We start from the raw sequence: 13,288 nt of genomic DNA, 5'->3' as shown, positions 1-13,288 counted from the left end.
AATGCTGTCTGACCATCGCTTTTTTCGCCATTATCTTCTCACCATGATCATTTTCATGCCTATACCCAAGTATGATTCCAAATCAGGAAAGCGAGGAATTAATCCTATGCCACAACTCGTAACCAAACCAAACAATCGCCAGTTGGCTTTTGACGAAATACGCATCTCCGTATATGCCGACCGTGTACTCAGCGGGCTGGACAAGTTGGATAAAGATCGACTCATTCGCGGTGTAACTAGCAAGCTGCGCCGGGATGAAGTCACGGGGGATGACATTAGCAACGCGTTTGCGATGGCTGCCCTTGAATTGGTTAGTAAGGAAGAACCGGACTGGAAATTTGCCGCTGCACGTGCTTTGCTCACTTCCTTATATAAAAAAGCGGCTACTCACCGCCGTTACAAATCCTATGCGGACGAGCCTTACGGCGCCTTTTATCCACTGATTACCGATTTGGTCCAAAAAGGAATTTACCGTCAAGAACTGCTCGACTACTATACCAAGGAACAGATTGATGAGTTGGGCGATTCTATATTGCCGAAAAATGACCTGCTGTTCGATTATATCGGGCTGTTAACGCTGTCTGAGCGCTATTTGGCCAATGATTTTGACGGACGCGTAATGGAACTGCCACAGGAACGCTACATGATCATCGCGATGTACCTGATGCACCAAGAGCCTGCTGACAAGCGTATGGAGCTGGTCAAAGAAGCTTACTGGGCGATGAGCAACATGTACATGACGGCAGCTACACCAACCATGTCCAATGCTGGAAAAAAGGTGGCCGGACAGCTCTCCAGCTGCTTTATCGACACCGTAGACGACTCGCTGGAAGGCATTTTCGACTCCAATACGGACGTAGCCCGTCTTAGCAAAATGGGCGGCGGCATCGGCGTGTACCTCGGTAAAGTACGGGCGCGTGGCTCCGATATCCGTGGACATAAAAATACAAGTTCCGGCGTCATTCCGTGGATTCGCCAGTTGAACAATACAGCTGTTAGCGTAGACCAATTAGGTACTCGCAAAGGTGCAATTGCCGTATATCTGGACGTATTCCACAAGGACATTCTCGCGTTCCTTGACCTGAAACTTAACAACGGTGACGAGCGGATGCGTGCACATGACGTGTTCCACGGTGTATGTCTGCCCGATCTGTTCATGGAGCGGGTCGAAGCACGGGGCGAATGGAATCTGTTCTGTCCGCATGAAGTGAAGAAGGTGATGGGCTGGAAAGATGACAAGGGCCGTCCACTGGGCCTGGAGGATTTTTATGATGAAACCTTCGGTTCAGGTACCTTCCGCGAGAAATATGAGGAGGCGTCACAGCATCCTATTCTCTCTCGTATTACGGTGCCTGCCATCGACATCATGAAGCGCCTGATGAAGTCGCAACTGGAAACAGGTACACCGTACATGTTCTACCGTGATACGGTAAACCGCGCCAACCCGAACCGTGCCCATGGTATGGTGTATTCCTCCAACCTGTGTACGGAAATTATGCAAAATCAATCTGCAACTGTAGTGGAAAAAGAGGAACTGGTCACCAAGGACGGACAAACACGCATTGTTATTTCCAAAATTCCTGGCGACTTTGTTGTGTGCAACCTGAACTCCATCCATCTGGCTCGTGCGGTTCCGGCAGGTGTGCTGGATCGCCTCGTACCGATTCAGGTACGTATGCTGGATAATGTTATTGATATTAACAACATTGAAGTACTGCAAGCACAATATACAAACAGCCAATATCGCGCTGTCGGTCTGGGTACATTCGGACTGCATCATCTACTCGCATTGGAAGGTATCCGTTGGGAATCCGATGAAGCAGTAACCTATAACGATCATTTGTATGAAAAGATTAACTACCTGGCCGTCAAATCCAGCATGGAGCTAGCGAAAGAAAAAGGCCGTTATGCCAAATTCGAGGGTTCTGATTGGTCTACTGGGCATTATTTCACTTCCCGTGGCTATACGGACGGTACACGCGAAGGCAAATTTGTCACTACGTCCGAGTGGAGCGAGCTTGCGGAAGAAGTCAAACAAAATGGTGTCCGCAACGCATGGTTGTTCGCCATCGCGCCTAACGGTTCCACGTCTATCATCGCAGGCTCAACCGCTAGCATTGATCCATTGTATGAGCTGCTTTCCTATGAAGAGAAAACAACTTACAAGATTGCTAACCCTGCACCGGATTTGAACGAAAAAACCATCTGGTACTACAAGACAGCTTTCTTGCTGGATCAACACGCTTCGATCAACATGGCTTCTGCACGTCAGCGTCATATTGATCAAGGCCAAAGCTTTAACCTGTATGTACGTCCTGATATTAAAGCAACTGAATTTTTAGAGCTGCACATCCATGCCTGGAAATCAGGTATGAAATCGACCTATTATGTACGCAGCCGCGCACTGACGATTGAAGAATGTGATAGCTGCGCATCCTAAACTAAAGGAGAGAAGCTCTCATGCAGTTACAGAAGATTTTTAACACGGAAGCGCCAAATCGCTCTACCCGCATTATTGAAGGCGAAAGCTCTGGTATTTTGAATTGGAACGATATTCGGATGCCGCATATGTACAAACTGTATAAAGTGCTACTGCTGAACCACTGGATTCCAGATGAAATTCCGATGTCCAAGGACGCGTCCCAGTTCCCTGTGCTGGATGCCGAGGAACAGCGCACCTTCAAAATTAATATCGGCCTGCTGGCTGTACTGGATTCGATGCAAACGATGTTTGTCGGGGATGTAAAACGCTATTTTACCGATTCCTCGCTGGAAGCTATTTCAGCGATTATCGGGCAGCAGGAAGTGGTGCATAACCAGTCCTACTCCTACGTTCTGTCTTCTTTGGTGTCAGACCAGGAACAGAAGGAAATTTTTGAATACTGGAAAAACGATCCTGTCCTGCTGGAGCGCAACACATTCATCTCGGACATTTATCAGGAGTTCCGCAATGAGCAGAACCCACAGACCTTTTTCCAAGCGATGGTAGCCGATTTGATTTTGGAGGGCATTTTCTTTTACAGCACATTTGCGTTCTTCTACAATTTGGCTCGTGATCAGAAAATGATGGCAACCAGCCAAATGATCTCGTATATTCAGCGTGATGAGAATCAGCATTGCTACTTCTTTGCCGAAGTGTTTAAGCAGCTATTGTCCGATTTCCCTGAGCTGAATACCAAGGAAAATACGGACTATGTCTATCGTATGATTGACCGCGCTGTGGAGCTGGAAACGAACTGGGCGCATTATACGCTCAAAGAGGTTCGCGGCATCGACTTGAACGAGCTGAGCGATTATATCAAATACATGGCAAATATGCGCCTGAGATTGCTTGGTATGGACAAAGCATACGAAGGTGTAGATGTAAACTGTATGCCTTGGATCAAACCATTCTCAGACGAAGCGCTGAATGCGACAAAAACAGACTTTTTTGAAGCAAAATCACGAAATTATGGCAAGGTCGGAGATGACAACGGATTTGACGATTTGTAAGTCATAAGATACAGCCTTAGCTCGGTACTTACCGGGCTAAGGCTTTTTTCATGAGAATTTACGCAAATGTGCACTCACCCATCATGCGTTCAGCCGCTTCTTCACCAGCTTCTACACATTCCTGCCATTTTGTAAAATCGAACGCCGCAATATGTCCAACCTCAGGACGAATAACAATATCCGCAAGTCGAAGACTGTTATGCTTTCGTTCGGCGGTCATCAAGCTGTAGGAGCGGTACACAACTTCCATCATATTGCGTGGCGGCCTTTTCTCGTGTCCTCGTGCCACATCAACAGCAATGACTAAATAATCGGATTCCCGACTCAACTCCTCTACGGGCAAATTGTTTAATACCCCTCCGTCCACCAGCATCTTGCCCTCATGCATTACAGGAGCGAATAAGCCAGGAAAAGCCATGGTAGCCCGTAGTGCTGTCACCAAGTCGCCTTGCTCAAAAACGGCCTGCTTGCCTTCCAAAAGATCGACAGAGACAGCCTTAAAGCGGATAGGAAGAGCCTCAATTTTCTGTTTATGTTGTCCGTGCTGCTGCAACAGCTCATTCACTACTGTATTCACACTATTACCGGCGATTAAACCACGATGCCGTATGCCGATATCCAGCAGGCGATATTTAGGCGTCTTTTCAATACAATCGCGCAGAGCATCCGCAGGAACACCTGCAGCATAGAGTCCGCCAATGATGCCACCCATACTCGTACCGACAATGCAGTCGACCTGTATTCCGTGTCTCTCGAACACTCTTAGTACCCCAAGATGAGCCAAACCTCTGACCGCTCCTCCACCCAAAACCAAACCTACCTTTGACATTTACGCAGCCCCCTTGAATGTATTCAATAAATCTCCACCACACAAAAGACCCAAAAACTAAACAGAGAAGAGCGCCTCCTCTCCTTGGAATAACTTCATTCCTGTTCTATTCCAGGATAACCATGTTCTCACTCCATATATTTAAAAATGAAAAGCCTCGCCCAGAAAATCAAAAAGCAGTCCCTTTTCCTCCTCAGAAAGATCCGAGATGGTTTGTAGAAAACGGGAAACCAGTTCCGTAATTTCAAGCCCCAATTCATCATTCATCGTTTGTATAGCCATACCTAAAACTGTGCCGACGAACATGGTCATCCCCATTTCCTTGCTTGGTGCTGTAAGGACAATCTGGTGAATCCAGGGACCTGTTTTACCATCAATTTTCTTCAAATATATTAACAGCAGTCCAATGATATAGGCACAGAAGTTAATTCTGGTACTGGATTTTGGAATTTCCATCCAAATTTTACGCACAGCTTCGTTGAGACTCGTACTGTCCAAATGTTTGAGCAATTCGAAGATGCTATCAGCGTTTTTCTTCCAATCCACCAGATCCACTAGTTCATTCCGGGATTGATTGAACAAATCCGCTGCTTTATCCGTGGGTACAAATACAACCTGTGAGCGTCCGGTTACCTTAGTATTTACCTCATAACTGCGCGTAATAAAACCAAGCTTTTCAATTTCTTTCAGCATGTCATAGGCCGTCCACTTGCTAACCCCTAATGATTTGGCCAAGGCTTCGTAATGAATGGGTAAATTCGTTTTTTGGTACAGCTCAACTAATGTATGCAAAAACTGCAGTCGGCGTTTAGTAAGTGACATGATAGTGTTGTAACCTCCCTCTGTATTTTGTTCTGCCAATCCGTTCTTGGGTTTTTTGTGTCTTACATAATAGCACTGAATACCTGTATAAGCAAGCCACTGCATTTTTCCTGATTCCTGCACAGCGGGCTGCTCTTTTACATATTTCCTTTTTAATCGGCCTGTGTTATATTTTTATCCATATTGTTTTTTGGTTTTTTTGGTCTTTAAGGTTTTCTGTGTGATTATTTTATTGGAGGGAAACGTTTATGCAATCAGCTCTCAACCCGAACGGGGTTACTATTACAGGCACAGGATTTTACGTCCCGACGTCTCTATTAACCAATTTGGATTTAGCCGCGTCCCTAGATACATCTGATGAATGGATTAGCCAGCGAACAGGCATCCGTCAGCGATATATTGCAGAAGCATCCGCAGAAACCTCTGACCTGGCCGTCATGGCTGCAACCGATGCTTTGCACCGTGCCCAATTATCACCGGAAGATGTGGATCTTATTGTAGTGGCAACTTCCACTCCTGACTACGCTTTTCCCTCCACGGCCATGCTCGTCAAGCAAAAGCTCGGAAGCCGCGCACCTGCATTTGATCTGTCCGCAGCCTGTTCCGGTTTTGTGTATGCCCTCTCGATCAGCAGTGACTTGATGAAATCGGGCGCTTACCACAACGTTCTAGTGATTGGTGCGGACAAGTTCTCCAAAATCATGGATTGGCAGAACCGTAATACCGCCGTTTTGTTCGGGGATGGTGCAGGAGCTGTCGTCCTTCAATCTCGCCCTGGGGCTTCTTCGCCATTCTCCTTGCTGGGCTCGGAAGAACGTGGAGCAGACACACTGATCTCCCCCGTTACAGGACCAATTACGATGCATGGACGAGAGGTTTTCAAGTTCGGGGTGCGCATTCTGGAATCGATGCTGACCAAGGTGATGGGGGAATTGGAATTAAGCCTGGAGGATATCGCTTTGATTATTCCGCATCAAGCCAATGTTCGGATCATTGAGCATGCCGCAGACAAGATGAATATTCCAATGGATAAGTTCTTTATGAATATCGAAACCTACGGAAATACGTCAGCAGCTTCTATTCCCATTGCGCTCGCGGAAGCTGTGGAACAACAACGAATCCAGGCTGGGGATATTGTGGTCCTGGCTGGTTTTGGCGCAGGATTAGCCTGGGGCGTTCAAGTCATCCAGCTCGGATGAAATATGCTATTCTACAAAAAAAGCCTTGTCCCGTATCTATGAACCTTCTCCTTGTCGAGATGGAGCATTAGTAACGGGCTGAGGCTTTTTTTACATATAAACTAATAAAATGCTACAGACATATACTCAGAATCTGAGAAGTTCACCTTCACCCGATGTAGAGCATACATATAACCTAGAAGCGTGTAATTGAATCCATAGCCCCACAGTATGTCAACGCTATTCACGACGGAGGCATCAACGCGGTTTTTACCTGTTTCGTATAAGAAGGATAGCCTCCCGTATGCTGGAGCATTTCGATTTCACGCAAAATACGCGGCAAGTCAGCGACCGAGTTCATCACGATGTGAGCTCCTGCCCTTTTTAAACCATATACACTCTGTCTGCGCCGTTCCTCAGCCACTCTGTCGTCCGCTTCGCGGCTGGTCGTCTGAGCTGCGGTCGTCACGCTTTCGTTATGGTTCAACACACCAATCGTCCATACACCGGCGTTGCGTCCCTCTTGCATATCGGCTGCTGTATCTCCTACTTTCACAATATCGCTAAGCGGGAATACCTGCAAGCGATGTGCAATTTCATAAATCATCCACGGATAGGGCCTCCCCTGCGAAACTTCACAAGGGGCTACCATACAATCCAACGTATAGGGGGACTGTGCAGGCGTAAATATGTGACTGAGCATCTCCATCGGACAGGATGCAGTGGCACCTGACTGAATGCGACGATCCTGCAACTCCTGCAGCGCCCTGTCTATACCGACAGCAGGCTCCGCCCCTTGGATCAAGGAGCGGAGAACAGGGACAAGCTCAAGATAAATATGCTCAATATCCACTCTGCCAGGATGCGCACCAAAGCACTCCAGCCATTTTCTCCGAACCTCTGAAAGTCCCAGCACATTTGCAATATGATCCCGGATCGGCATTCCCCGCCCATGAGATACCTGTTCTTCAGTTACCTGTATACCTTTCCATCTGAAAATGTCACGCATTCCCTGGGTTAAGCCTCGTCCTCCGGGGTCTAACAATGTACTTTCGAGATTAAAAATAACCGCCTGTATCATGCAATCCCCGCCTTTCCGTACCGCGGCTATCCGCAATCTTTATTTTGCTTAGGAACATGATACACAGCTAACGTAAACTGAAATGTCGTAAACGGTAAGCGGATTGTAATTGAAAATAAATTCCTTGATTGGTTGTGAATACCGAGTGTGATAAGAGGAGGAGTCGCAACATGAAACAGCCTTGGAATGAATTTAATTCCAAAATGCCTTGGCGGATGGAGCTTGGTTGTTATGCGCTGAATAAACTAGCCTGTGGAGGATTGGTTTTTGGTCTCTTATGGGTTTACTGCTATCTGACAGAGGAAGTAACCGGGATTCCTCTGACTATAGCAGGCAATAGTGGTGAACTGACCGCACAGCTGTGGGCCTATGGCTTTGCCCTTCCGGCGGCTCTTGCCGCTGATGCGCTACGCGATCTTTTACCCTGGCTTCGTAAGCCCGAGCAGCTCACCCTATACCTCGCCGCAGGATTCAGTGTCTTCCTTCTGCTAGGTTCTTTGATGTCTCCTGCCGGAACGGGCATTTTATGGAGCAACGGCATAGCAGGTGCAGGGATTACACTGCTGTATTATGGAGGAAGGCACTGGCTGAACCGTGAATATGGATTACAGATCATGCTCGCCTTCCTCCTGCCACTGCTGCTATGGCCTATAGGGCTTCAATAATGTCGCCAGCTACCACTGAAGCAGGGTGCTGACGATGGCGTGCGGCTGTTTCTCCAGCCGCACCATGCAGATACACGCCAAAGGCTGCTGCCTGCGCAGCGTTCAAGCCCTGAGCCAGCAAACCTGCGATGATGCCTGTCAGCACATCGCCCGCACCGCCTGTCGCCATCCCAGCATGGCCTGTGGTATTGACATAGGCCATTCCGTCAGGACAAGCGATGACGGTGCGCGCTCCTTTGAGCACCAGCGTGACCCCACGTGTCCGGGCGTACTCCCGAGCATGGGTGATACGGTCACGCTGCACCTCTGCTGTCGGTATGCCCAGCAGACGAGCCATTTCACCGGGGTGCGGCGTCAGTACGACCGCCGAACTTCTCGGCTTCCAAGCCTCCAACTCAGGCCCCGCCGAGGCGAGAATGTTCAAGGCGTCCGCATCAAGCACGAGCGGACCGCCGTATTCCTCCCACAGGCGGCGCAGCCAACCGGTGTCCCCTGCAAAGCGGCCGAGGCCGGGGCCGACGGCTAATACATCACGTGCCTGCGCGAGCTGTAGCAGCTCGTCTGCGGACTCGGCATTCCATTCGCCGTCTCCGCCTGCTGCTGCGGCAGCGAGCATCAGTTCCGGCGCAGCGCCAATGACGCGCGGCAACAACGCCTCGGGCACCGCCCACGTGACAAGGCCGCTGCCGATGCGCAGGGCGGCACGTGCGGCCAGCAAGCCCGCGCCGCTCATGCGCAGGCTTCCGGCCGCAACCAGAACGTGGCCGTAGGTGCCCTTGTGCCCGTCCGGCACGCGGCTACGGCTTACATCCACGTCCAGCGCATCGCGCAGCGTGTCACGGGTCAAGAGCCGTAGCTGCACGCCGCACTCACGGGCAAGGCCGGGCGGGATACCGATGTAGCGTACCACTACATCGCCTGCGGTCCCGGCGCCCGGATATTGGACGAGCCCACGCTTCAAGTAGGCGAGGCATACGGTGACGCGCGCACGAATGCATGGCTCGTGCAGCGCACCTGTGTCGGCGTCGAGGCCGCTAGGCACATCTACCGACACGAGCGGCGCGCCGCTGGCATTGGCCTCGCGGATCAGCGAGGCGTAGGGTTCGCGCGGCGGGCCTTGCGTGCCCGTGCCCAGCAGGGCATCGACGATGCCGGAGGCGCCGCGCAGGTCGAGGGTATCCCGGCCATAGAGGATCACCGGGATACCCAGAGCCGCAATGATATCGCGTTGCGCAGCCGCTTCACCGCGTAGCGTGTCTGGCGGCTCGACGTACACAACGGTGACGCGCAGCCCTGCATCGGTTAGATGGCGGGCCGCCACCAGTCCGTCACCACCGTTGTTGCCTTTACCTGCGAGGATATACCAGTGTTCCCGTTCACGTAAGTCATGTCGCCCTTGGCTCCACGACTCTGTCCGTATAACACCGCCATGTCCCGGTATATCCCCTGGCCCTATGTGTGAAAGCTTCAATACCTCGTCAGCTACCGCACGCCCGGCATTTTCCATCAAGGTTAGGGCCGGAATACCCAGCTTGTCAATTGTGTACCGATCCAATTGCCGCATTTCTTCGGCGGTCACCATATACATGCTTTTCGCCTCCCGTAGGGCTATCCCTGCTTATTAATATCCGACCGTAAAACGGGAATTGACAAATTCCCCTTGTACTAATTCATCGATCAGGGCTACCGCATAATCTTCGACCGAGATACGGCTATGGCCTAATTCGTCAACCACCAAATGATCCAAACCAATACGGAACTGCCCTGTACGTTTTCCTGATTCAATCATTCCGGCAGGACTACAATAGGTCCAATCTACATCCGCAGCGCGGTACAGCTCCAGTGCATCTGCATGGGCAGCCGCTAGTGGCTTCACTTCCTCCGGAAACTCGGCGGTATCCATGAGGCGTTCACCGTTTTCTGTTTTCAGACTCCCCGCTCCGCCAACGACAAGTATGCGCTCAGCACCAGAACGCCGAGTTCCTTCCAGCAAAGAACGAGTCGCTTCGAGCAGTTCTTCCTCTTCTCCAAACTTGGGACCGTACGCGCTAATGATAGCATCGTGGCCTTTGGCCACATCCGTAACGGAATTCGGATTCAGAATATCTGCTTGAACCACCGTCAAATATTCACTTTGCTCCGTCACACGTTGGGGATCGCGCACCGCTGCTGTCACCTCATACTTACGCTTGATTGCTTCCTTTACTAAAGCTTGACCAATTGTTCCAGTTGCTCCAAAAATAATAACTTTCATATAAATGTGCCTTCTTCCTGTCTATATTTTACTTACTGTTATTTATCCGTTTTATCTCCAGCTTAAACCCGTACAAGATATCAGCTTACAGTCCTCCCGGCTGTCGCCAGTACATCCCTTCTGACCTCGGGCTAACCAACTGGAAGCCGAACTGTGCATACAATTGATCGGCTGGTTTATCCGCAATCAGCGTTGCAAAGCTGCCCGCCGGAACCTCCCGTCTTAAATACCCCATAATCTCTTCCATAAGCTTACGTCCATAGCCTTTCCCCTGATGGGAAGGCTTGACTGCAATATCCGTAACCAGAAAAAACACACCTCCATCACCGCTCACCCGGCCCATTCCGATCAATTCCTGCCCAAACCGTAACGTCACGGCAAATAGACTGTTTGGCAGACCCTTGGCTGCCGCTTCTTCCGTAATTTGCGTCAAACCAGCTTCTTTGCGTAGCGCCCGATACTCCTCGACGGATGGAATGGCGTAATCTACACGAAGCAGCTCATACGGTTGATTCGATGTCTCATGATGTTCTGTTGCATTTTCTATATTTTTATTCATGCCGAATCTCCTCTTCCTGCTTGTAATCTTGTCTATTTTACCAAAAAACACTTCATATATCCTGATCAGAGGTATACAAGCCCTTGAAATGCCTGTATGGTCTGTGCAATAGTGTAGAAAGAACAATGGAAGGAGGGATTGCGGGTGTCCCCGACGGACTTCGCGGCGTTAGCCGCATATATCTCACCCGGTCTGATTGCCTTCCTGCTGGCGTTGTCTTTGCTGGTATGGCTGTATGTTCACAGTGCAGCCCAGCTTCGAAATTCGCGTCAGCAGCGGCTGAAAGAATTACAGGAATCGTTGCGTATCTATGGACGATTAGCTGGTTGTCTCCAAACCGCTACCCAGAACGGGTTCAATAACAGCGAAAAGCAGTACCAGAACGGACTCATCCACGCTCTTCAGGAAGCCAAAGCTGCTCCCTATTTGACCCCTCACCTTCAAGAGCAGGTTCAAGCATCCCTTCGGGAGTGTGATACGTTCCGCAGAGAATTGCTTCTCAAATCACTGGAGCGTGAAATGAACAAACTCATCGAGGAACGGCGTCTTGTTCTGCTGGAATCTCATGCTCCGGGCTGGGGAACAGCATTGTGGAAGCTATTGCGCCCAGCAGCGGGTCCGTTGGCCCTGGCAGGAATTGTCTGGTTGGTCTCAAGGCTGGTTGTGGAACTGATAGCCTCCAGCCATGTTGATGTTAGTCTGCCCGACACTGCACAATCTGCCTCATGGCTCATAGGATGTGCATGGATGAGGTTCGTTTCCGGCTTGATCGCCCTACTGTATGTATACCGGCTGATGACCCTGCGCAGGCAAAATGATCTGGACGTGACGGCATCCCACTTTCCAACAAGCCTGTTGTGCTTGGTAATCGCCGCTGTCGCCCTGTTTCAATGGATCGGACCGGAAGCGTCTCCCTACATACTGGCTGTACAGCTTGTGCTGTTCTTGATTGGCTTCCGACTTACCCGAGGCCGCTCGCGCAGTGATCGTCCTTATGTTGGTCACCCCGGCTTGATCAAGGCAGATGCTTCTCAACATCAGGACGTACATGCAGCAGATAAAGATAAAACGGCTGACTCTTCTTTGGCAGAAGAACATATCCGGTCCTAAACACCAATGGCACATGACTCTACCCCCGTATCCACCCTGCAAATCACATACCATCACAGGACATCCCAACACAAAGAAAGAGTTCATGGGGTGTCCTGTTTTTCGAACAATTTTTGGCTTTTTGAGGGGTTAGGCTTGTGCCAGTGATCAAGGAAAGGGTATATTGTTTATATAAATGTAAATTATATCGTTTTTTATGTATGAATATTGAAAAAAATCCATATATGTTAAACTGCCATCAATTTATGATGTACGTTAGAATTGGAGGAACTATGCAACTGGACATTTCTGAAAAATCACTTCCCGTTTATGAGGCGCTGGCCAGTGAGGTTCGGCTAAATATGATTGTTCTGCTTGCGGAGAAGCCTATGAATATACGTGAGCTGGCGGAAGCGTTGGGGCTCAGCAGTGCGATTATGACGATGCATGTCAAGAAACTGGAGAGAGCGTCCATTATTTCGACCAAAATGCTGCCTGGACGAGGCGGGGTACAGAAAGTGTGCTCACTGGCTACAGACAAAATTGAAATCGCCATGCCACGCTACCAGCAAGATGTAAGGCAATTCCATCAGACGGAGATTTCCGTCGGACACTTTACAGATTTTGAGATTCAGTCGACCTGCGGACTGGCTACCGTCGAAAAGATCATTGGTGAATTCGATGAGCCTCGTTCGTTCTTGGACCCTGAGCGCTTCAATTCCAAAATTCTGTGGTTCAGCCAAGGATATATGGATTATAAGGTGCCGAATTTCCTACTGTCCAGCCAAAAAGCTGAGGAACTGGAAATTTCGATGGAACTATCATCCGAGGCCCCTTTTACCAATGATAATTGGCCTTCAGATATCACTTTTTTCCTAAATGATGTGAATTTGGGTACATGGACCAGTCCAGGGGATTTCGGGGATAACCGTGGTAAATACACACCTGCATGGTGGCCTGATTTTATCAATCAATATGGTCTCCTTAAAAGACTTCGCGTTACCTCCGAAGGTACCTTTATGGATGGCAAGCAAATATCCGACGTGACTTTAAGCCAAGTGCTGATTGATCAGAAGCAATGGAAATTCCGCATTGCCATATTGGATGATGCCCAGCATGTTGGAGGGGTTACTCTGTTCGGTACCGGATTCGGTAACTACAATCAGGACATCCTGTTCCGTTTGTACTACAAACATGCAGAAAATCATACGAAAACAGTAACGGTAGAAGCTGGCGATAGCAGCAAATAGTTTTTAGTCCACTTCAAGACCTGAACACGGCGTTTTGCCCATGCCTTTCATGGGAAACAAAGCGCCGTG

The 13,288-nt window shown here is 49.5% G+C and carries 12 protein-coding genes; 6 read left to right on the top strand and 6 right to left on the bottom strand.

Translation table 11 applies throughout. The features are described 5' to 3' along the window. The first annotated feature begins 106 nt into the window (after positions 1–106). Together AC5ELV_RS17720 and AC5ELV_RS17715 are read left to right on the top strand one after the other, a co-directional pair. Positions 107–2,440, top strand: a complete 2,334-nt coding sequence (locus AC5ELV_RS17720; protein ID WP_341162418.1) for a ribonucleoside-diphosphate reductase subunit alpha — start codon at positions 107–109, stop codon at positions 2,438–2,440. Between the two features lie 20 nt (positions 2,441–2,460). Next, positions 2,461–3,492 (top strand): ribonucleotide-diphosphate reductase subunit beta, encoded by a 1,032-nt coding sequence (locus AC5ELV_RS17715; protein ID WP_493431219.1) that lies wholly within the window; start codon positions 2,461–2,463, stop codon positions 3,490–3,492. Between the two features lie 58 nt (positions 3,493–3,550). Here the strand turns inward: AC5ELV_RS17715 and AC5ELV_RS17710 are convergent, their stop codons facing one another. Next, a complete protein-coding gene (locus AC5ELV_RS17710) occupies positions 3,551–4,321 on the bottom strand; it encodes a patatin-like phospholipase family protein (RefSeq protein WP_342427847.1) in 771 nt (256 codons plus the stop codon). Between the two features lie 141 nt (positions 4,322–4,462). After that, on the bottom strand, positions 4,463–5,143 hold the full coding sequence (locus AC5ELV_RS17705) for a MarR family transcriptional regulator (protein ID WP_307351944.1): 681 nt from the start codon (positions 5,141–5,143) through the stop codon (positions 4,463–4,465). Between the two features lie 248 nt (positions 5,144–5,391). Here AC5ELV_RS17705 and AC5ELV_RS17700 point away from each other — a divergent pair, with 248 nt between their 5' ends. Next, positions 5,392–6,342, top strand: a complete 951-nt coding sequence (locus AC5ELV_RS17700) for a beta-ketoacyl-ACP synthase III (RefSeq protein ID WP_493431218.1) — start codon at positions 5,392–5,394, stop codon at positions 6,340–6,342. A gap of 223 nt (positions 6,343–6,565) precedes the next feature. Here AC5ELV_RS17700 and AC5ELV_RS17695 read toward each other — a convergent pair whose 3' ends face one another. Continuing rightward, positions 6,566–7,402, bottom strand: a complete 837-nt coding sequence (locus tag AC5ELV_RS17695; protein WP_493431217.1) for an HAD hydrolase-like protein — start codon at positions 7,400–7,402, stop codon at positions 6,566–6,568. 170 nt (positions 7,403–7,572) lie between these two features. Here AC5ELV_RS17695 and AC5ELV_RS17690 point away from each other — a divergent pair, with 170 nt between their 5' ends. Beyond that, positions 7,573–8,067, top strand: coding sequence for a hypothetical protein (locus AC5ELV_RS17690; protein ID WP_342427843.1), 495 nt, complete (start codon positions 7,573–7,575; stop codon positions 8,065–8,067). Here AC5ELV_RS17690 and AC5ELV_RS17685 read toward each other — a convergent pair. The 3 genes from AC5ELV_RS17685 to AC5ELV_RS17675 all read right to left on the bottom strand — a co-directional run bounded on the left by AC5ELV_RS17685 (position 8,051) and on the right by AC5ELV_RS17675 (position 10,880). Next, positions 8,051–9,655, bottom strand: coding sequence for an NAD(P)H-hydrate dehydratase (locus tag AC5ELV_RS17685; RefSeq protein ID WP_493431216.1), 1,605 nt, complete (start codon positions 9,653–9,655; stop codon positions 8,051–8,053). The two genes, AC5ELV_RS17690 and AC5ELV_RS17685, sit on opposite strands and share 17 nt — an antisense overlap. 33 nt (positions 9,656–9,688) lie before the next feature. After that, positions 9,689–10,321, bottom strand: coding sequence for an NAD(P)-dependent oxidoreductase (locus AC5ELV_RS17680; protein ID WP_493431215.1), 633 nt, complete (start codon positions 10,319–10,321; stop codon positions 9,689–9,691). Positions 10,322–10,406: 85 nt separating this feature from the next. Next, positions 10,407–10,880 carry a GNAT family N-acetyltransferase gene (locus AC5ELV_RS17675; RefSeq protein ID WP_493431214.1) on the bottom strand — a complete coding sequence of 158 codons (474 nt, stop codon included), beginning with the start codon at positions 10,878–10,880 and terminating at the stop codon, positions 10,407–10,409. A gap of 144 nt (positions 10,881–11,024) precedes the next feature. On the opposite strand from AC5ELV_RS17675, the gene AC5ELV_RS17670 reads away from it, so the two are divergent. Both AC5ELV_RS17670 and AC5ELV_RS17665 read left to right on the top strand, forming a co-directional pair. Continuing rightward, a complete protein-coding gene (locus AC5ELV_RS17670; protein ID WP_493431213.1) occupies positions 11,025–11,990 on the top strand; it encodes a hypothetical protein in 966 nt (321 codons plus the stop codon). Positions 11,991–12,262: 272 nt separating this feature from the next. Next, on the top strand, positions 12,263–13,219 hold the full coding sequence (locus tag AC5ELV_RS17665; RefSeq protein WP_493431212.1) for an ArsR/SmtB family transcription factor: 957 nt from the start codon (positions 12,263–12,265) through the stop codon (positions 13,217–13,219). Positions 13,220–13,288: the final 69 nt, after the last annotated feature.

Source organism: Paenibacillus sp. NMA1017, from assembly GCF_058895805.1.
Note: the sequence above shows the minus strand (reverse complement) of the source record. Positions and strands in the feature narration are given on the sequence as shown.